Source organism: Allgaiera indica (assembly GCF_900106675.1).
GTDB classification, from domain to species: Bacteria; Pseudomonadota; Alphaproteobacteria; order Rhodobacterales; family Rhodobacteraceae; genus Acidimangrovimonas; species Acidimangrovimonas indica.
Genome location: NZ_FNOB01000014.1, coordinates 95,992 through 115,098, shown reverse-complemented (window position 1 = coordinate 115,098; position 19,107 = coordinate 95,992). Strand labels below are relative to the sequence as shown.

At 63.0% G+C, this 19,107-nt stretch carries 17 protein-coding genes; 4 read left to right on the top strand and 13 right to left on the bottom strand.

The genetic code is table 11. The features are described 5' to 3' along the window. A partial coding sequence (locus BLV97_RS13780) for an alcohol dehydrogenase catalytic domain-containing protein (protein WP_176992661.1) occupies window positions 1-407 on the bottom strand: 407 nt, incomplete at its 3' end. A gap of 644 nt (window positions 408-1,051) precedes the next feature. Then, complete coding sequence (locus tag BLV97_RS13775; RefSeq protein WP_244521029.1) at window positions 1,052-1,612, bottom strand: helix-turn-helix domain-containing protein; 561 nt, start codon at window positions 1,610-1,612, stop codon at window positions 1,052-1,054. Window positions 1,613-1,845: 233 nt separating this feature from the next. Here BLV97_RS13775 and BLV97_RS13770 point away from each other — a divergent pair, with 233 nt between their 5' ends. Then, window positions 1,846-4,296, top strand: a complete 2,451-nt coding sequence (locus tag BLV97_RS13770) for a GcvT family protein (RefSeq protein WP_092164104.1) — start codon at window positions 1,846-1,848, stop codon at window positions 4,294-4,296. A 267-nt stretch (window positions 4,297-4,563) separates the two neighbouring features. Beyond that, window positions 4,564-5,124: a fasciclin domain-containing protein gene (locus BLV97_RS13765; protein ID WP_035837414.1), complete on the top strand. Its 561-nt coding sequence runs from the start codon at window positions 4,564-4,566 to the stop codon at window positions 5,122-5,124. A gap of 85 nt (window positions 5,125-5,209) precedes the next feature. Here the strand turns inward: BLV97_RS13765 and BLV97_RS13760 are convergent, their stop codons facing one another. Further along, window positions 5,210-6,385, bottom strand: a complete 1,176-nt coding sequence (locus BLV97_RS13760; protein WP_092164107.1) for an MFS transporter — start codon at window positions 6,383-6,385, stop codon at window positions 5,210-5,212. Window positions 6,386-6,856: 471 nt separating this feature from the next. Here BLV97_RS13760 and BLV97_RS13755 point away from each other — a divergent pair, with 471 nt between their 5' ends. Beyond that, window positions 6,857-7,255, top strand: a complete 399-nt coding sequence (locus BLV97_RS13755; protein ID WP_035837406.1) for a hypothetical protein — start codon at window positions 6,857-6,859, stop codon at window positions 7,253-7,255. A 157-nt stretch (window positions 7,256-7,412) separates the two neighbouring features. Here BLV97_RS13755 and BLV97_RS20810 read toward each other — a convergent pair whose 3' ends face one another. The 5 genes from BLV97_RS20810 to BLV97_RS13735 all read right to left on the bottom strand — a co-directional run bounded on the left by BLV97_RS20810 (window position 7,413) and on the right by BLV97_RS13735 (window position 13,496). Next, the gene (locus BLV97_RS20810) at window positions 7,413-7,631 is read right to left on the bottom strand and encodes a hypothetical protein (protein ID WP_143037541.1); all 219 of its coding nucleotides are present in this window, start codon (window positions 7,629-7,631) and stop codon (window positions 7,413-7,415) included. Then, on the bottom strand, window positions 7,603-9,039 hold the full coding sequence (locus BLV97_RS13750) for a DUF6880 family protein (protein ID WP_035847141.1): 1,437 nt from the start codon (window positions 9,037-9,039) through the stop codon (window positions 7,603-7,605). The genes BLV97_RS20810 and BLV97_RS13750 overlap by 29 nt, the downstream gene beginning before the upstream one ends. Window positions 9,040-9,316: 277 nt before the next feature. Continuing rightward, the gene (locus BLV97_RS13745; RefSeq protein WP_176992660.1) at window positions 9,317-10,237 is read right to left on the bottom strand and encodes a GSU2403 family nucleotidyltransferase fold protein; all 921 of its coding nucleotides are present in this window, start codon (window positions 10,235-10,237) and stop codon (window positions 9,317-9,319) included. A gap of 298 nt (window positions 10,238-10,535) precedes the next feature. After that, the gene (locus BLV97_RS13740; RefSeq protein WP_035847127.1) at window positions 10,536-11,957 is read right to left on the bottom strand and encodes an IS1380 family transposase; all 1,422 of its coding nucleotides are present in this window, start codon (window positions 11,955-11,957) and stop codon (window positions 10,536-10,538) included. Between the two features lie 75 nt (window positions 11,958-12,032). Further along, window positions 12,033-13,496 (bottom strand): sensor histidine kinase, encoded by a 1,464-nt coding sequence (locus BLV97_RS13735; RefSeq protein ID WP_176992659.1) that lies wholly within the window; start codon window positions 13,494-13,496, stop codon window positions 12,033-12,035. Window positions 13,497-13,999: 503 nt separating this feature from the next. Between BLV97_RS13735 and BLV97_RS13730 the strand changes: the two genes are divergently transcribed. After that, entirely contained in the window at window positions 14,000-14,815 is an 816-nt protein-coding gene (locus BLV97_RS13730) for a hypothetical protein (RefSeq protein WP_035847125.1), read from the top strand. A 38-nt stretch (window positions 14,816-14,853) separates the two neighbouring features. On the opposite strand, the gene eutB is transcribed toward BLV97_RS13730, so the two are convergent. The 5 genes from eutB to ehuB form a co-directional block, all read right to left on the bottom strand. Further along, window positions 14,854-15,882 (bottom strand): hydroxyectoine utilization dehydratase EutB, encoded by a 1,029-nt coding sequence (gene eutB, locus BLV97_RS13725; protein ID WP_035847124.1) that lies wholly within the window; start codon window positions 15,880-15,882, stop codon window positions 14,854-14,856. After that, window positions 15,882-16,658: an ectoine/hydroxyectoine ABC transporter ATP-binding protein EhuA gene (gene ehuA, locus BLV97_RS13720; protein WP_035847123.1), complete on the bottom strand. Its 777-nt coding sequence runs from the start codon at window positions 16,656-16,658 to the stop codon at window positions 15,882-15,884. Before ehuA ends, eutB begins: the two co-directional genes overlap by 1 nt. Next, on the bottom strand, window positions 16,655-17,350 hold the full coding sequence (gene ehuD, locus BLV97_RS13715; protein WP_035847122.1) for an ectoine/hydroxyectoine ABC transporter permease subunit EhuD: 696 nt from the start codon (window positions 17,348-17,350) through the stop codon (window positions 16,655-16,657). Before ehuD ends, ehuA begins: the two co-directional genes overlap by 4 nt. Window positions 17,351-17,353: 3 nt before the next feature. Then, window positions 17,354-18,025 (bottom strand): ectoine/hydroxyectoine ABC transporter permease subunit EhuC, encoded by a 672-nt coding sequence (ehuC, locus tag BLV97_RS13710; protein WP_035847120.1) that lies wholly within the window; start codon window positions 18,023-18,025, stop codon window positions 17,354-17,356. A gap of 72 nt (window positions 18,026-18,097) precedes the next feature. Next, the gene (gene ehuB, locus BLV97_RS13705) at window positions 18,098-18,955 is read right to left on the bottom strand and encodes an ectoine/hydroxyectoine ABC transporter substrate-binding protein EhuB (RefSeq protein WP_035847118.1); all 858 of its coding nucleotides are present in this window, start codon (window positions 18,953-18,955) and stop codon (window positions 18,098-18,100) included. Between the last annotated feature and the right edge of the window lie 152 nt (window positions 18,956-19,107).

Genomic DNA, 19,107 nt, shown 5'->3' with positions numbered 1-19,107 from the left:
GGCAGGCACATCGCGGCGTTCGCGATGCAGTATTGGCTATAGGCATTGCCGGGCACGCAAGAGACGCGCTGTCCCACAAGCGCCTTGGCCGCGTCACTGTCGCCGGCGGCGACCACCGTGCCCGCGCCTTCGTTCCCGGCTGGCAGTTTGATCCCATGCCGTGCCTTCGAGCCCGCGTTGAAGGGCTCGGGCACGGTCGCGACGAATTTGCCGGGCGTATAGCTGGCATTTTCCATATCCGCCGCCCCGACGAGGATAGCGAGGTCCGACGGGTTTATCGGTGCGGCTTCCATTTTCACGAGAACCTCGTTGCCGGTCGGATCGGGAAAGGTCACGTCCTCGATCGCTACGGTGAGCTTTCCGTCCGCTTCTAATGTCGTGAAGAGCTGCTTGCCCGTGGTCGTCATGTCGATCTCCAGATTTCAGTTTCTTGATGGAGGGTTGGCGTCGGGCCGCCAGAATGAACCACAGCGCCACCCCGGCCCGGATTGCTGTTGCATTGGGAGAATAGCGCTGACGACACCCAAGGCGAGTAGAAAGCGGCTTTGGGCTTTGTCAAAGCGATGAATGTCGCTCCAGGCAAGGGCTACATGCCTGCCCCTTACCCAGCGGAAAGGCCACGCCACTCGGCAAGAGCGGCGGCGCGGTTGACCTTGAAGATCCGGCAATACGAACGCCCGCCCTCGAAACCATCCGAAGCCTCATCGACAGCGTCACCGTCATCATCACGGAAAACCGCGTCGAGTTGGACTTGCAGGGCGCAATCGTGGCCATGATCGAGGCAGCCCAGCCCGGGGCAGCCAACGAACTTGATGCTGGTTCGGCAAAAGTGGTTGCGGGGACCCGATATCAGAAATTCTGCACTTTGTACCGGTCGGATGAGGTGCCAGCGTCTCTTCAGGTCGCTTAGAAGCGAAGACTCACTCACCGCACAAGACGTTCATCACGCCGGCCATCGCGCGGCGGGCGATGTGCATGGTGTTTTACCAGCAATCAGAAGGCCGTCGCGCGCGACATCGGCGATGGTGCGAAAGGGTTTGCCTGTTTGCCCTCAATACACCGGCGGCGAGATTACCCAGACCGCGACAGCGGGGGTGTCGTGGTTGTTACGCCAGCTGTAGGTTCTGCTTGTGAATTGAAAGCTATCGCCGGCTTCCAGCGCGAGGGTCAGATCGTCGATTTCCAAGGTTAGTTGACCTGAAATCAGCACTCCACCATCCTCGGATTGTCGCGCGGCGCGCAGCCCGTCACTGCTGGATCGCGGCGCGAAGGTAGATTTGATCATCTCGAAAGTGCCGCCAAGGGTGGGGGAGAGCAGCTCTTCGATCAAACCGGATTCGCTTGAGCCGATCGGGATGCGGTCGGCGGCGCGCAGGACGATCCCTTGCTCGTCGGGGTCGCGGTTCGCGGAGCGGAAGAAAAAGCTGATATTCACACCAAAATTGTTCGCGATGGCCGCGATATCCGTGATGGAGGGCGTTGCCTGTCCGCGCTCGACTTGGCTGAGCCAACCAACCGAACGGCCAAGCGTTGCCGAGAGCTCTTTGATCGTTGCCCCCCGCGATTTGCGCAGCGCGCGGATGTCGTTCCCGACGAGGTTGTTGAGGGTCACTGAGGGCGCTCCCACGTCCGTTCGAGGAAGTGGCAACATCGCGCGGAGTGGCGCGAAATACAAGGATCGCGTCTTCCAGTGTGATGTGTGTTTCTTAAAGAAGCTTCATAATGAACTTTCTTGTTAAAATTTCATTTGACGTGAATCGAGTTTACACCCTTTCTGACGACATGCCCCGACGCCAGAGGCACCAGGGCCAGACCTGCCCTCCCCTATCAGGAAAGAGCGAAATCATGGCCAAAATCCCGTCGCATGCGCGCGTTGTCATCATTGGCGGCGGCATCTCTGGCTGCTCTGTCGCCTACCATCTGGCCGAGCTGGGCTGGAAAGACATCGTGCTCTTGGAACGTAAGCAGTTGACCAGCGGGACCACATGGCATGCTGCGGGGTTGGTGGGGCAGCTGCGCGCGAACGAGAACATGACCCGTTTGGCGAAATACTCCGCCGATCTTTACAAGCGGCTCGAGGCGGAGACCGGCCTTGCGACGGGGCTGCGCCAATGCGGCTCGATTACGGTGGCGCTGACTGAAGAGCGGCACGAAGAGATCCTGCGCCAGGCAAGCCTTGCGAGGGCGTTTGATGTGGAGGTGAACGAGCTATCGCCTGCCGAGGTGAAGGCGCTCTACCCGCATTTGGCGATTGGGGACGTGGTGGCGGGCGTGCATTTGCCCGGGGATGGGCAGGCCGACCCGGCCAATATCGCATTGGCACTGGCCAAGGGCGCACGCATGCGGGGCGCGCAGATCATCGAGCAGGTCAAAGTGGCCCGCGTGACGCAGGCCAGGGGCCGCGTGACTGGCGTGGATTGGGAAATGGGCGGCGATCAGGGCCACATTGCCGCGGATCTGGTTGTCAATTGCGGAGGCATGTGGGGCCGTGATCTGGCGGCGCAAAACGGGGTGACGCTGCCGCTCCATGCCTGCGAGCATTTCTATATCGTGACCGAGGCGATCCCCGACCTCACGCGATTGCCCGTGCTGCGCGTGCCCGATGAATGTGCATATTACAAGGAAGATGCCGGCAAAATCCTGCTTGGCGCGTTCGAGCCTGTGGCAAAGCCTTGGGGAATGAATGGCATCCGCGAGGATTTCTGCTTCGATCAACTGCCCGAAGATTTCGACCATTTCGCGCCGATCCTGGAGAAGGCCATCGCGCGGATGCCGCTCTTGGCGGATGCTGGCATCCACACGTTCTTCAACGGTCCCGAAAGCTTCACGCCGGATGACCGATATTACCTGGGTGAGGCGCCGGAGCTTGCGGGATACTGGGTTGCTGCCGGCTACAACTCCATCGGGATCGTGTCCTCCGGGGGCGCAGGCATGGCGCTGGCGCAGTGGATGAATGATGGCGCGCCGCCGTTTGATCTTTGGGACGTCGATATCCGCCGTGCGCAGCCGTTCCAAAAGAACCGCCGCTATCTCAAAGAGCGCGTCACCGAGACGCTGGGCCTGCTTTACGCCGATCACTTCCCCTATCGCCAGATGGCCACATCGCGCGGCATTCGTCGCTCCCCGCTGCACGAACATCTCAAGGCGCGCGGCGCGGTCTTTGGCGAGGTCGCGGGCTGGGAGCGGGCGAACTGGTTCGCCAATCCCGGGCAGAGGCCAGAATACCAATATAGCTGGAAGCGGCAGAACTGGTTCGACAACAGTCGTGCCGAGCATATGGCGCTGCGCGAAGGCGTCGGCCTGCTGGACATGACCTCCTTTGGCAAGATTCGCGTGGAGGGGCGCGATGCGCTCGGCTTCCTGCAAAATCTTTGTGCCAATCAGATGGATGTCGAGGCGGGCCGCATCGTCTATACCCAGATGCTCAACCCGCGTGGCGGGATCGAATGCGATCTGACCGTGACGCGGTTTTCGGACACCGCGTTTTATCTGGTGGTGCCCGGTGCCACCTTGCAGCGCGATCTGGCATGGCTGCGCCGTCACGTGGATGCGCTGAACGTGACGATCACCGATGTAACGGCGGGAGAGGTTGTTCTGCCGCTGATGGGGCCGAAATCGCGAGATCTGCTGGGGCTGATCTCACCCAATGATTTTTCGAACGACGCCCATCCGTTCGGCTCTGCGCGAGAGATCGAGATCGGCATGGGGATCGCGCGCGCGCACCGCGTTACCTATGTGGGCGAGCTGGGCTGGGAGCTGTATGTATCGAGCGATCAGGCCGCACATGTCTTCGAAACCATCGTCGAGGCAGGCGAGGATGTCGGGCTGAAGCTTTGCGGTTTGCATGCGATGGACAGCTGCCGGATCGAGAAAGGCTACCGCCATTTCGGGCATGACATTACCGATGAGGATCATGTGTTGGAGGCGGGGCTTGGCTTTGCGGTGAAGCTGGCCAAAGGTGCATTCATCGGCAGTGACGCGGTGCTACGTAAGAAAGAGGAAGGGCTGGCGCGCCGGATGGTTCAGTTCCGACTCAAAGATCCAGAGCCGCTTCTGTTCCACAATGAGCCGATCCTGCGCGATGGCGAGATTGTTGGCTTCCTCAGCTCGGGCAATTACGGCCATGCGCTGGGGGCGGCGGTGGGATTGGGCTATGTGCCCTGTGCTGCTGCGGGAGAACCGGTCGATACCATGCTGGCCTCCAGCTATTCCATCGAGATTGCAGGCAAGCTTTGTGACGCCGAGGCAAGTGTCGTGCCGATGTACGATCCACGCTCGGAACGCATCCGCTCATAGGTGAGGCCAGGTCCCCATTGCTCCAGCAAGCCCGCTGACCCACAAGGTGCTGCCCGCGATGCCCGCGCCCGGCTAGCCTGGCGGGACAAGCGGCAGGGCACGCCCCGAGGCCCGAAAAATCGCGAAAAAAATTACAACTTAAAAACAAATAGTTGCATCTTTTTCGCGATTTTTCGCGCGCCATCATGAAACCGGCGCGCGAATTGCTCCGTAGCTTTTGGCAGGACACGGGGGACAGCCCCGCTCCGGTCACCAAGAGGATGGAACATGACTTTCAAATTCCGCGCCACGCTTGCCGCCACCGCTTTCGCCACCGCCGCCGCCCTCGCCACCTCGGGCGCCGCGCTCGCCAACCCGATGGTCGGCGGCGCCCCGATGTTCGCCAGCAAGAACATCATCCAGAACGCCGTCAACTCGAAGGACCACACCACGCTGGTCGCCGCCGTGAAGGCCGCAGGCCTGGTCAAGACGCTGGAAGGCCCCGGCCCGTTCACCGTGCTGGCGCCCACGAACGAGGCCTTCGCCAAGCTGCCCAAGGGCACCGTCGCTTCCCTGCTGAAGCCCGAGAACAAGGCCAAGCTGCAGAAGGTCCTGACCTGCCATGTCATCGCCGGCAGCTTCACCGTCGATCAGCTGAAGGACGCTGTCATGAAGGCCGGCCCGGGCGCCGCGATCAAGACCGTGGGTGGCTGCGAATGGCCGGCGATGGTGAAGGACGGCAAGCTGATGATCATGGACAGCCACGGCGACACCGCGATGATCACCGTGCCGAACGTCAAGCAGTCGAACGGCATGATCGACGTGATCGACACCGTGCTGGTTCCCTGATCCCCCGATCCGTCGACGCATGACATCGGGCCGCTCCCTTCGGGGGGCGGCCTTTCGCATTCCGGGGGTCGAGGGCGCGCGCGCCTCAGTCCACCCGGTCTTCGGTGAAGAGATAGAGCACCAGCATCAGCGCCAGGAAGCCTGCGAAGAACAGGAAGATCGCGCTGTAGGGGGCGGTCGGCCCCGCGCCCTCCCAGGCGGCGTGGATGCGGCCGGTGACCACCTGCATCAGCCCGGTCCCGCCGATGCCCACCAGGGTCAGCAGCGTCACCCCCCGCCCCACCAGATGCGGCGGCAGGAAGCCGCGCCCATGCGCCATCACCGCGGAATAGGAGGCCCCGAACACCCCCAGCGCCGCCAGCCCCAGCGTCGCCTGCCACAGCCCCGCGCCGGGCCACAACCCCATCGCCAGCAGGCACAGACAGGCCAGCACGTTGCCGCCGAACACCCCCCATTTGCGCGAGCCGATCACCCGATCGAGCGGGCCGTAGATGAAATTTCCCGCGATCATCGCCAGCCCCATCACCAGGCTGACCCGGCCGATCCCACCGGCATCCAGCCCGTAGACGTCGCTCAGCCACGGCCCGACCCAAAGACCGCGGATATCGGCCGCGGGGGCATAGCCGGCGATCATCATCGGCGCCAGCAGCCAAAGCGAGCGCTCGCGCAACAGCCCCCGCAGGGTCAACCCGCCGCCGTCATGTACGACCGGCGCGGGGTTGCGCACGAAACGCCACAGTGCCGCCGCCGCCAGCAGCGTCACCACGCCCACGCCCGCCACCGTGGTGCGCCAGCCATAAGCCTGCGCCGCCCAGGCCAGCGGCAAGGTCCCAGCAATATTGCCGAGCGATCCGATCCCCACCGTCATCCCGGCCAGGGTGGCGAACAGCGCCGGCGGATATTCGCGCGCATAGATGTAATAGGCGGCCACCAGCACAGGCGCACAGCCCAGCCCCGTCAGCACCATCGCCAGGGTGATCCCCACCGGCCCCTGGGCCAGCGCGAACCAGAACGCCCCGCCCCCGCCCAGCACCGCCAGCGGCACCGCCGCCGTCAGCCGCGGCCCGATCCGGTCCAACGCCCATCCCACCGGCAGCTGCGCCAGCGCGAACGCCACAAACCACAGCCCCGAGGCCCGCGCCAAGCTTTCGGCCGTCACCCCCAAATCGCGGATCAGGAAGGGCGCCATCACCGCCAGAAACGCCCGGTAGAACTGGCTGAGCACATAGCCCAGCACCAGGAACACCACGCCTGTCGAGATCCGCCCCCTGCCCATCGGCGCATCATGCGCGTCGGCGAGGCGGCGGCAAGCCCTTTCGCACCCCGCGCGGGCGCGGTTTTCCTTCGCCCAAGAGCACATTCGGATGCTGGACGGGATGGCGCTAGGGCTTCTGGTTTCGCGCGCGGCGGCAGGGGACGTCGCGGCAGACGACGTTGAAGCGTTTCTTGACCACCAATTCCTTGTTCTGAAGGAAAGATCGCGCGAGCATCCCGTCCCCGTGGACGCGCGGTTGGCGAAGGCAGTGGCCAAGGACGTGTTCTTCCTTCCAGTCTGGCGCAAAGCATCCGCGCGTTCCCATCTCAGGTTAGGTTTCACGCTCGCGCACGCGTCGCGATCGTGCAAGAAGGCACCTATGGTGCGTGCTCTGCCAGAACATTTTAGGTCCTCACAGATTGACCACTGCGGCCATATCTGCGATCCGGCGCGCCCCCCCCTCGGATGACAGGTCCCATGTCACACCAGTTGCTCAACGCCAACGATCGCAGGCTCCTTTCCTTCATCCTCGGCCTGTACGCCGAAGACGGGCCGATCGAGCGCAGCCAGTTGTCGGTCAAAGCCCGTGGGATCGGTATAGAGGTGGCGCGCTCGCTGTTGAACCTGAAGCATAGCGGGCTGGTCGAAGAGATCACCCAACGGCCCGGCGCCCTCAGGCGTCTGTTTGGCGCGAAGACGCTCGTTCTGGTGGGGCCGACCGAAGCCGGGGCAGCCCAGGACGCGGTGCCCGAGCAGGTCTCAGGCGCAACGGTGGGCGCGAAGATCGACCTGGGGCAGCCGGAGAGTTCAAACACCGCCCCCGTGCGCGACGCTCAGCACGCCCCGCTGCCTGCAGAGCAACCCCTCGTCCCTTGATCCTACTCGGCCCGCTTGCTGCGCACTCCAGCCGCTCTTTCCCTGCGCAGCGAAAGTCAGGAGCCCGCCCTTCGTGTCCGCCGCGCCGCTCCATGCTGCGTCAGGACCGAAGGTCGCGTATGGGCTTATTCTGTTGAAAAACTCTGCCACGCGAAAATCATCTCAGAAATTCGGAACGCTGTTCTTCCCATAGGTCAACTGGAAAACGCTGTTTGTTGAGGCGTGTCTTCACGGGATGATATTCCGGCGGAGCGGCCCGTTCGGGCGAGCAGGTGAGTTTTTCAACAGAATAGGCTAGATCCGCCAGTTCGCCGCGCCCGGCGCGAATGGCCGGATAGGACCACTTCTCATGCTTCAACCAATCGCCAGAACCCATATTTTCGTCCGTGATCCTGCTTGAGCATTTCAAGGAACTGCGCGTGTGTGGGCAGGTCGCCATAATCCTCGATGGCGGCATCGCAGGACTGAGATTCGGCCAGATGGCGCGCCGCGTAGCGATAGCGTTTGGACTTTCCGCCCGCCAGGGTGTCCAGAACCATCGCGCGACGCATCAGCGTGGCGGCGAGCGGGTGCTCGACATCGAGCGCCTCCGCCGCGGTCGTCAGGGTGTGATACGAATCCCCGTTCAGATCCGCAGCGCGAGCCACGACGAGCCGGGCCGCGCGTTCGTGCGACGGCCAGTCGACGAGGAAGCTGATCGCCGCACCCAGATGCGGATAGGCTTCTGCGAAGTCCAGCGCGGCCTCTTCGGCCTCGATGTCGTCGAAATCCGGCAGCAGCTTCAGATACTTCCGAAGGCAGGGTGCGCTAAGGGTCTGCTCGAACGTGGCCCACAGATGCGCCTTCAGGTCCTCCGTCTTGCCCTGCTTTTCAAGGCATTCTTCATAGACCGCGTCGAGATCATAGCGGAACACCCGGAAGGACGTGTCGTCTTCGGCGGCGCGGGCGCGGGTGACGATGTCGAAGGCCTCGTCGACGCGCCCCGCATCCAGCAATCGGCGCGCGACGTCGGGGGCGATGGTGCCATAGGTCAGCTGTTCCTCGGAATATCGGGCCATGTAGGCGTCGACATCACCCTGGGCATCCGCGACGTCCGCCAGAATGATCGACCGGGTCGCCTGCCGGTTGCGCCGCGCGCTTTCTTCGGCGGAAGACCTGATGCCGTAGCCCCGGTATTGCGCAAGCTCATGTTCGGTCGGCGGCGCGTCAGCCCAGGCTTCGGTGATCTCTTTGAGATGCTCGAGCCCTTCCTGGCCGAGCGCCTCGGCCGTCGCCGAAATGATCCCGTCGAACTCGCCGTAGCCCGCATCGGCGACCGCGTCGAGAATACGTTCGGCCAGGGCGGTGCCGTCCGTGGAAATGGCGGGCGATATCGTCGCGATCAACTCGACCGCGTCGCTCATGACGCCGCCGACCGCGCCGTTGCTGTCATCTGTGCGTTCATAAATCGAGGAGGCAAGCTGCAGGAAAGACCAGAGCAGCTCAAACGCCTCGTTCGCATCCTGTGGGGCGACCGTGGTTTCGATCAGTCCCAGCAGCCCACCGAGATCCTTTACCAGCGCCCTTTGCTTGCGCCAATCGACGAAGCTCGTCGAGCGGCGCAGCGAGGCGAAGCGTTTGCGGAGATCGGCGGCAACTTCCCCCGGGCCCTGGGCGGCACTGAGTTCCATCCTCGCACGGCGCTGCAGGGGGGCGCTTCCCTGAACCAGGTCCATGACCAGTGCGGCGAGCTTCTCCGCCCCCAGCGTCTCGAGATTGGCTTGGTTCAGGGTCTTCTTGGACATGGAGATACTCAGGGCTTCTTCAGTGCTGTGGGTGCCGCGGACAATGTCGCAGACCTAGTCGCGCGACAAGCACGAATGGCCGGGTTCCAAGGGGCCGCCCGAGGAGGCCTATGGGAAGACCGGTGCAGGTTGCGGCGATAGGTTTTGCTCGCAGCGGTGTCTGCTTCGATCACGTAGACGGCCAGTACCGCGACATCGAGGATGTCGACATCTGGGAGCCGGCCTTTGCCACCTGGTTGCGAGCGGCTGAAGCCGGGCTTGACTTTCACGCCGCCGCTCACCATCCCGGCCGGTCGTCCCCTTTCGCTGGCACTATCGCCTTGATCTGATCACGCAGCGCATTCGGCAGCTGGGTGAAGAACACCTCATCCAGAGGCAGATGAGGTAACTTCTCGGCGATAAGCTTCACCACCGCGAGAGCCTGCGCGGCATCGCGCCCCTTCTTCGCCGGGTCGCGATCCTCGCGGGTCGAAAGCCAGAACTTGTGCGCCGCCCAGTAGCGCGGATCTGGACAACGGATTGGCGCGGGATAACCGCGCTCATCGACCACGATGGTGTCGACCGCAGGTGCGTTCACGAGCCATTGCAGGCCGATGTTAGGGGTTCCGACAAGATCGCCCGCCTGTCCCGACTCCGCGCCGGGCATTTTCTTCCAGGCAGGACGCGGCTTGGGGCGGATCAGTTCGACCATGTAACCCTCCGCATTTGTCAGCCGATAGTCCCGCGGATTGCGCGAGGTGAAGCTCGCGTCGATCCGGCTTTTGATCATCTCGGCAAGACCGATCAAGCGGCGCTCATCGGTGAGCAGGCGCAGCCTGTTTCGGTCATCGTGAAGCAGATCGGTATCACTGGTGGCCGTCGCCCCCACCTCGAATCTGACACCTGCCAACGCTTCGTAAGCATAAAGCGCATTCGTGCCCACAACCCGGATCCTGCTTTGCCGGCTGTGGAGGCGCAACTCACGCAGGATCCGCGCCGCCACAACGGGCAGGCGCCCATCTCTGAGGCCCCGCAGGATTGCTGCTTGCTTGTCCAGAGAGTCTTGCAAACGCTGAAGTCGCGCCCGATTTTCTTCGCGCCCGTCCTTGAAGCGGGCGAGTTGCTCTTCCGTTTGCTCTGACCTGGGGCCAAGGCTCTTCCCGGCACCTCCGACGCGGCGGTAGAGATAATCCTTACCGTCTCGCGCCTCGAACCCCATACTCCCGAGAAAGCTGTGACGCCGCATATCCTCGGCGTCGATCCAGGCTTCCCAAGCCTGCGAAAGGTTAACCCGGCTTATTCACCGAACCCTCCTCCGAGGGCGTTTCTGGTCGGTTTCGCTGCGCGGATAGGGCTCTGTCTGGGGCTCTGGGCGGGGTCTTGCGATGATTGGTGTGGTGGTCGCCGCCCTTGGGTCTGTTTTCGGCGGTTTCCTGAGGCGCGCGTGCCTCTCTTGCGCATGACAGCGGGCCGCCCCCAGGCGGTTTCTGGTTCCCGGGCGGTCCGATGTCGGGCAGCTACGGGTCGGCCCAATGCAGCGCGAGGAGCCTGGGCCAGAGCACGGACCAGAAGGGGGCCGCTGCCGAGGAGAGCGCCAGCACCATCCTGCGCCCCGAGATCACCAGACGCGCGCCGGCGCGCAGCACCCGCTCGCGTAGGCGGCGCAGGCTCCAGCCCGTCCCGGTCGCCTTTGCCATGGCCCGGCGGGCGATGTGCATGACCTCATATGCGAGACAGGCGATCAGCAGCCGGGCCTCGTTGCAGGCAAAGGCGTCAATGGCCGGCGTTGCCGCTTTTGGCGTCTTGCCCCGCCAATGCGATTTCGCCCGGTTGGTCGACGAGAGCGCCGGGGCCAGCACGTCCTTCAACTCGCCCATGTGGCCTTCGGCCTTGCCGCGTTCGCGGTAGTGCGCCAGCACCTCGTGGCGTGTCTGTCGGGTCCAGTGGCGCGAGGTGACCAGGAAGAAGCGGTCGAGCAGCAGATCCTCCGCGCGCTCCTTCACCACCAGGATCACCCGCCGGCGCCTGTCCCAGCTCTCGGCCTGATAGCGCAGCTCGTAGAGCCACATCCGCGGCTCCAGCGGCCTGCGCCCGGGCGGGCGCTTCATGTAGGGCTCGGCCATCCGGTCCAGCACGGGATTGGCGCGCAGGCGGGAGACGTAGTCGATCCCGCGCGCGTCGAGCCCGGCCAGAAGCGTTGCGGACGGGAAGCCCGCGTCGATGCGCACCATGGCGACCTCGCACAGGCTCGTCTGTGCCCGGTCCACCACATCGAGGATGACATCGAGCGCCCCATCCGCGGTGCCGACATTGCCGGCCCTGAGGCGGGCATCCAGCATGTCACCGGTCTCGGCAATCGAGGTGATCAAAGGGTGATAGATGCGGGCCGCGTAGTGGCCATTCCATTCGGCCTTCGGCTGGTGGCCATGAACTTCGATCGGCGCGCTGTCGACATCGAGCGTGATCCGCCTGGCGCGCTTGCCGCCGCGCTCTGCCCGGATGCCGCGCCCGGCCATCTCGAGAACCGCCTCGCGCAGCACCTGCAGATTGCCGGGCTCGGCCATCAGTGCCGTGAACCGCGACAAGGTCGGCTGCGACGCCAGACCGCCGCCGTCCGCGAGCGGCGTCAGACCCGCCGCGGAACTGGCCGCCAGCCGGAACGCCGGGTCGTGGCGCAGGGCATCCGCGTCGTCATGGTCGCGCCAACCTTGCGCGGCAAGCAACACGCAGGTGCGGATCAGCGACGCCAGGTCATGCGTCACATCCTCCTGGCGGCGAGGGTCCCTCATCCGGGAGGTCATCCAGCCCACGATCCCGCTGCGCTCGAGGATCTCTCGCAGCACCACCACACCGGGATCCCCCGTCAGCCGATCGGCCCGGCTTTCGATCCGAAGCGAACGGTTGAACCCGGGCGTGACCGGCTGTAGCGTTTCACCCATGCGTGCGTCCGATGCTGCCGAAGGTCTTTGTTTAGCAGCTTGATTCTAAAGCACATTCAGGCGCACGCAACCAATCTAGCTCGATTTCGGTGAATAAGCCGGGCTAACCCCATTCATGCCGCCCGTGGCCAGCGCCGCGGTGTTGTCGGAGTCCTGATCGTTCTGAGGCGCCTTGGATCGCTTCATCTCGACGGTGAAGGTGGTTCCCGGCCCCGGGTTCTTGCGATAGTCGATCGTGGCGCCATGGGCTGCCAGGATCTGCTCGGAAATGGCCATGCCCAGGCCAGAGCCTCCGACTTGCCTTTTGTCGGAGGCATCCACTTGACTGAACTGATCGAAGACGGTGGCGCGATCCGCCTCCGAAAGGCCAATGCCGGTATCGATCACCAGAATGCGGGCCGACCGCTCGTCGGTCTCCAGCCGTATTGTGACCGTGTCGCCCGCATGCGAAAATTTCGCCGCGTTTGACAGCAGGTTGGCCATGACCTGATTCAGGCGGTGCCGATCTGCCTGCACGAAGACCGGGTTCGAAGGAAGCTCGGTGTGGAAATTCACCTTGAATTCGGCGCCATAGGGTGAGTTCATCTCGATGGCGGCATTGAGGAATTCGCCAAGTTCAAGCGGCTCGATTTCAAGCTTCATCTTGCCACTCTCGATTTTCTGCAGGTCGAGAACGTCATTGATCAGCAGCGAAAGCCGTCGGCAGTTCGCTTCGGCGATCGCCAAGGTGGAATCGACCCGCGGCGGAAGCTTACCCAGCATGCCGGACCGGGCCAGGATGACGGCTCCGTTGATGGAGGTCATCGGCGTGCGCAGCTCATGGCTCATGGTCGAGAGAAACTCTGACTTCTTCCTGTAGGCGGTTTCGACCTTCTCGTGTTCTTGGCGCAGGTTTTCGATCTGCTCCAGCTGCCGCTGGTAAAGGTGCATGAAGATCCGGGCGCATTCGATCATGAAGTACAGAAAGAAGATATTGGTAAAGAGATGCATCCACGCCGGTGACGACAGCGCGGCGCCCGTATGAACGATGTCCCAGGCCGGAATAAAAAGGAAGGTCGTGCCATAGAAAACCATCTTGATCTTCAACAAGCTGATCAGCTGATGCGAGTTCATGGCCGCGAAGAGCGACGCGGCAAACAATATGAAAAAGGCCATGTAGTGTATGCCCGGACCTTCGATCGCGCTGATCCACAGCACGATGATGCAGATCGTGCCGGAGTTCAGCGCGCCGCCAATCAGTACATGCATCCGAGCGCGCGATTGTGTGATGAGATCGAAGGTCTTCGTGTGCAAGACCTTCCGAAAAGTGCGAAGGTCAAAGACTTCCGAGATGGAGAAGAGCGCAAGCGCGATGAGTGCCAACCGGGTGTCGATATAATAGGCGCCGATTGCGATACCCGCGCCGTAGATCAACATGCGCTGCCAGAACAGCGCCATCCCGACGGTCGCGTAATCCCGCAACCGATCTGACAACTGCGCGTCGGGCCTCTTGGGCCGCAGCGAGTCTGTCGTCCTGTTCAAAGCACGCGGATGCTCCATCACTTCAAGCCTCATCCCCTTGGCACTAATTGACTTAGATGGTCCGATGCGGCGCGTTTCAGGTCCGCATTGCCTCACGACGAGCAACTTTTGAAAGAAACATTTGTCTAGTCTGCCAATTTATCGGTGCTCTTGGGCTTCACTATGCGGTTTTTGCGGATTTTCTGAGGCAAGCCCAAAGCCCCAAATGCTGGCGCAGCCTGTTTCCTGTGTGCCTGTTTCGCGTGATGGAAGGCACGGATTTCACGTGATCCCGGGCGCGAAGGAGGGGCGGACAGCCGCGCCTCCGTCAGCACCTCTAATCGACGCGAGACCGCCGACTTCAACAGCCCAGACCCCGGCGCTGCCGAGACCCCGTCTTCCGTTCTGTCCCACCTGCCTGATTGATTTCGGGGATAATGTCGGTCACCCAAATCCTGTCAGGCACGGCGACCTCGAATTGCCGGTCCAGCGCGTTATCAGCGACCTCCGCTGCAGCTGAAAGCGCGCGGAAGGCTGCTGCGATGGATGCTGCCATCAAAGCCCGCTTTAAAGCGTTGGAGAATGATCCAGCACTTCGCGGCAAGCGCGAAGCCAAAGAACTACGCGGGCGCTACGGCTTGGGTTTCGTCGACCCTGAGCATTATCGGCGTGTGATCAAGCTGTTGAAGCAAATTGATGGCGGAAAGCGCATGGAGCCTGAGGACATTGCCTGGCTTATGACTGAATCCGTGGATTGCTGGACCGATGAGATTCAGGAGACCTATCATCGACTTGAAGCGGGGGCGCTCGCGGAAGAATGGAGGCGCAACGGCGACCTCTGGGCGGCCGTAAATGCACGCGGCCATTGGCGTAAGGCTGACAAGCCGCTGGAAGCGCTGAAGATCACAGATGAAGGGCTGAAGCGGAATGGGTCTGCACCAAAGATCCGCTCTGCTTTATGTACGACGCGCGGCGGGGCGATGCGAGATCTTGGACGGCTTGCCGAGGCCGAGGTGATGGGGCGCGATGCGCATGATTTGGCACCAAAGGACTTCAGGCCCTGCACCTTGCTCGGAGCGCTCGCGATGCAGCGTGCGGATTTCCAGTCAGGGCAGGAATGGTTCCAAAAGGCAGAAGGGCTTGGAGCGGATCTTCATGCCATTGATCAGGATCTGCGCAGCGTAATGGTCAGTGTGGCAAGTGAAGTGAGAGAGGGACTATGCTCCTTTCTGCTTTCGCAGGATCCACAGCGATACGCGTGGGCTCGTCGATGGATCGGCTCCTCTGATCCGGACGGAAAACACGCGATCAAGGGCGACAAACGCACCGCAAACGGAACTGCCAAGCACAAGCGATGACGCGAGGGGGCAGTGCCGCTCTGCCTAGGTCACGGTCGTCATTTCATGCGCCATGACGCCCCCTTCACGGTCTTGCCGTCCAGATCCACATCCGCCCCCGCCACGATCCGCGCGAACAGCCCCATGTCGAGGTTGCGCCCGGTCAGGATCGTGGCCATCGGCCCCGGTGCCGCCGCGTCCAGCTTGCCTGCCAGTAGCGCGGCAATGCCGACGACGCTGGCGCCTTCGGCCACCAGCCGGTCCTGATAGAAGACCGCCTGCAGGGCGCGGTAGATCTCCTCTTCGGTGACAAGGACCACCGCGTCAAGCAGATCGCGGCAGAGTGAGAAGCTAAGCCGGTTCTCCAGCCCGATGCCGCCGCCCAGACTGTCGGCGAGGCTTGCGACCTCCCTCACCTCGACCGGGTGGCCGGCGGAAATCGAGGCCGCCATCGCAGCACCCCGGTCCATCGAGATGCCGATCACCCGGATCGCGGGCTTGATCGCCTTCGCCGCCAGCGCCACCCCGGCGGCCAGCCCGCCGCCCGACAGCGGCACCAGAAGCGTGGCGATGTCAGGCCGGGCCTCCAGCATCTCCAGCGCGATCGTCCCCTGCCCCGCGATCACCCGGGGATCGTCGAAGGGCGGGATTTCGATCAGCCCTTCCTCGGCCACCAGGCGGGTTGCCTCGACCTGCGCGTCGTCCTGACTGTGGCCGGTGATCCGCGCCTCACCGCCCAAGCCCAGGATGCCCGCGACTTTGGCCTCGGGCACCAGCGACGACAGACACACCACTGCCCGAAGGCCGCGCCGCGCCGCCGCATAGGCGACCGACCGGCCATGGTTGCCGGTCGAACAGCAGACGACCCCCGCCGCGCCCTCGGGCACCGAGGCCACCGCATTGGCCGCGCCGCGCAGCTTGAAGGCGCCGGTGGGCTGGGCGATTTCCAGCTTCAGCAGGAAATCGGCGCCCAGCTTAGCGGCCAGATAGGGCGAGGGCACCAGCGGCGTGCGCGCGGCGATGCCCGAAATTGCCTGCCTTGCGGCAAGAACATCGGCAAGGCTAAGCCCCGCGGCCTGGGGTGTCATCAATCGGCCTCCGTCACCGCACGCAGGAACTGCTGTGTGCGTTTTTCCTTGGGATTGCCGAAGATCTCGTCCGGCGTTCCCTGTTCGCGGATGCGGCCCTGATCGAAAAAGCAGACCCGGTCGGAAATCTCGCGCGCAAAGCGCATCTCGTGCGTCACCATCAGCATGGTCAGATCATGTGCCTCGGCCAGATGGCGGATGACGTTCAGCACCTCGCCCACCAACTCGGGGTCGAGCGCCGATGTGGGTTCATCGAACAGCATCACCTTGGGCCGCATCGCCAGCGCCCGAGCGATCCCCACCCGCTGCTGCTGCCCGCCCGAAAGCTGGTTGGGGAACTTGTGGGCATGTTCCGTCAGCCCCACGAGTTCCAGCAATTCATCCGCCCGCTCCTTCGCCGCGACCTTGGACAGGCCCAGCACGACGCGTGGCGCCTCGGTCAGGTTGCGCAGCACGGTCATGTGGGGGAACAGGTTGAAGCTCTGGAACACCATGCCAAGCTGGGTGCGCATCTTGCGCAGATGGGCCTCGGACGCGGGCACCAACCGCTCACCCTTCTTCTCGTGCCAGAGCGGCTGTCCGCCCACATAGACGACCCCGCTGGTCACATCCTCCAGCGTCATCAGGATGCGAAGCACCGTGGACTTGCCAGAGCCGGAGGGACCGATGATCGTCACCTTTTCGCCCTTGGCGACCTCGAAATCGAGGTCCTTGAGCACGTTGAAGGCGCCAAAGCTCTTTTCGACCTTGTCGAAACGAATGATCGGTTCACTCATCTGAGTGCGAGCCCCCTCTTGGGAAGTTTCACGTCGACCCAGCGCACGATGCCAGAGGCGATCAGCGTCAGGATCATGTAGAGTCCGCCCACCATCGACAGCGGGACGAGGTAATCGAAGGTCTGGTCGCCGATGATCTTGGCGACGTTGAGCATCTCGAGCACGGTGACGACCGAAAGCACCGGCACATCCTTCATGATCGACACCATGTAGTTGCCCAGTGCCGGCACCACGCGCGGCACCGCCTGAGGCAGCACGATATGGGTGAACGTGCGCCTGCCCGGCAGGTCCAGCGCCTTGGCGGCCTCGATTTGGCCGTGGTCGACCGCCTCGATCCCGGCGCGGTAGACCTCGGACATGTAAGCCGAATACTGGATCCCGAGGGCCAGCGCACCGGTCAGGAAGGCAGGCAGGACGATGCCGTAATCCGGAAGCACATAATAGAGGAAGAAAAGCTGCACCAGCAGCGGCGTATCGCGGATGAATTCGGTGACGAACATCGCGGGCCAGCGGACGATGCGCAAGCGCGCGCCCTTGAGCACCGCAAGGCCCAGCCCGATCACCATGGCGACGAAGAAGCCCAGGATCGAGGCCTCGATCGTCACCCACATGCCGATCAGCAGCATCGGCAGGATCGAAACCGCGAAGGCCAGCTCGCCATGCGAGGTATCCCAGTGAAGGCCGAACAGCATCCGCTACCTCCGCGCGCCGCGCCAGCGGCCGACATTGGCCTCCAGCAGGCGCATCAGTACCGACAACACCAGCGCCATGCCGAAATACATCAGCAGGACGATCGTGTAGACGGTGGTGGAATCCTGATAGTAATTGCGCAGCTGTTCGGCCTTGAAGGCCAGATCGCCGAGGCTGATCAGCGAGGCAAGCGCCGTGTCCTTGAGGTTTTGCACCGCAAGGTTGGAAAAGCTCGGCATCATCTCTGGGATCGCCTGCGGCAGCGCCACGCGCCAGAGGGTATGGCGATAGGTGAAGTTCATCGCTTTCGCCGCTTCGTATTGCTGCTTGCTGACCGCCTGGATCGCACCGCGCACCACCTCGGCCCCATAGGCGCCGATATTGAGGCCCAGAGCCAGCACCCCGGCGGCAACCGGTGGCAGGCGCAGATTGATGCCGATCGCGTCGCCCATGATCGGCAGCGCGAAATACAGCCAGAAAAGCTGCACCAGCAGCGAGGTGCCGCGAAAGACCTCGATATAGGTGATCGACAGCCACCGAACCCCGCGAACCGGCGAGAGCTTACCGATCCCGGCGGCGAACGACAGGAACGCGCCCAGGATCGTCGACCAGAAGGTGAGCTGCACCGTGACCCAGGCGCCCTGCGACAACGGGCCGAGATACTGCGTCCAGGTCATGGCGCGGAACTCCGGTTGGCGAAATGAAAGAAAGAGGGCGCCCGCGGCATGCGCGCGGACGCCTCAGTCAGCTTATTTGCAAAGCTCTTTGGTCGTCTTCTTGCCGGACCCCTGGATGTCGGCCTCGGTGAAGCCATAGCCCGACAGGATCTTCTTCCACTGATCGGTCTTCTTGAAGGCGACGAGTTCCTTGTCGAAGGCGTTGCGCAGGCTGGTCGACTTCTTGTTGAAGGTGAAACCGCCCCAGCTACGCTGCTCCTTGCCGTCGATCACCGGGTCCTTGAAGTTGTCCGCGACCTGCACCTTGGGGCTTTTCTTGGCCAGTTCGCTGGCGGTGAGCCCGGTGGCGGCATAGGCGTTCGCCCGACCCGTCGCGACGGTCGAGATCGCGTCGGAATTCGAGGCGATGGTGACGATATTCGATTGCGGCACGCCCAGCTTCTGCATCATCTGCAACTCGTCGGCACCCGCCATCACCGCGACCTTCATCCCCTCCTTCTTGAAGTCGGCATAGGAATGCACGCCGTCGGGATTGCCCGTCTTGACCAGCAACCCCTCGCCATACGAGGTGTTGGGATCGGAATAGAGCACCTTCTCGCAGCGCTCGGGCCGGATCGCCATCTCGGCTGCGGTCATGTCGAAGCGGTTGGCCAGAAGCCCCGGGATCAGCGACGAGAAGTTGGTCACGACCCATTGGATCTGGTCGGGCTTGATGCCCATCCTGCCCAGCACAGCCTTGGCCACGTCCGGCCCGGCGCCATTGGCGTTGCCGCTGGGATCGACGAATCCGTAGGGGATTTCGTTCGCGACGGCGATGCGGATATAGCCGCGCTCCTTGATCTGCTTCAGCGTCACGGCACCGGCCGCGCCTACGCCCAGAAGGCTGATCGCGACCACTCCGGCGACACCTTTGAGGAAAGTCCGTCTCATCTTGGCTCAACTCCCTTGTTTCTGTGTTCGAGTCTCGTTTTCCGAAAGCTGTACACAACTCGAAATGGTTTGCAATCTTGCGCTGCCATAACGACCGCATTATTTAGTATATCTATGTGGAGCCAGCATACGTTGTGCACAAATCCTCAGAG

Coding starts and splice junctions, on each gene's coding strand:
- BLV97_RS13770 (WP_092164104.1), top strand. CDS start 1,846: ATGGCCAAAATCCCGTCGCATGCGCGCGTTGTCATCATTGGCGGCGGC.
- BLV97_RS13765 (WP_035837414.1), top strand. CDS start 4,564: ATGACTTTCAAATTCCGCGCCACGCTTGCCGCCACCGCTTTCGCCACC.
- BLV97_RS13755 (WP_035837406.1), top strand. CDS start 6,857: ATGTCACACCAGTTGCTCAACGCCAACGATCGCAGGCTCCTTTCCTTC.
- BLV97_RS20810 (WP_143037541.1), bottom strand. CDS start 7,631: ATGGGTTCTGGCGATTGGTTGAAGCATGAGAAGTGGTCCTATCCGGCC.
- BLV97_RS13750 (WP_035847141.1), bottom strand. CDS start 9,039: ATGTCCAAGAAGACCCTGAACCAAGCCAATCTCGAGACGCTGGGGGCG.
- BLV97_RS13745 (WP_176992660.1), bottom strand. CDS start 10,237: ATGGGGTTCGAGGCGCGAGACGGTAAGGATTATCTCTACCGCCGCGTC.
- BLV97_RS13740 (WP_035847127.1), bottom strand. CDS start 11,957: ATGGGTGAAACGCTACAGCCGGTCACGCCCGGGTTCAACCGTTCGCTT.
- BLV97_RS13735 (WP_176992659.1), bottom strand. CDS start 13,496: ATGGAGCATCCGCGTGCTTTGAACAGGACGACAGACTCGCTGCGGCCC.
- BLV97_RS13730 (WP_035847125.1), top strand. CDS start 14,000: ATGGATGCTGCCATCAAAGCCCGCTTTAAAGCGTTGGAGAATGATCCA.
- eutB (WP_035847124.1), bottom strand. CDS start 15,882: ATGACACCCCAGGCCGCGGGGCTTAGCCTTGCCGATGTTCTTGCCGCA.
- ehuA (WP_035847123.1), bottom strand. CDS start 16,658: ATGAGTGAACCGATCATTCGTTTCGACAAGGTCGAAAAGAGCTTTGGC.
- ehuD (WP_035847122.1), bottom strand. CDS start 17,350: ATGCTGTTCGGCCTTCACTGGGATACCTCGCATGGCGAGCTGGCCTTC.
- ehuC (WP_035847120.1), bottom strand. CDS start 18,025: ATGACCTGGACGCAGTATCTCGGCCCGTTGTCGCAGGGCGCCTGGGTC.
- ehuB (WP_035847118.1), bottom strand. CDS start 18,955: ATGAGACGGACTTTCCTCAAAGGTGTCGCCGGAGTGGTCGCGATCAGC.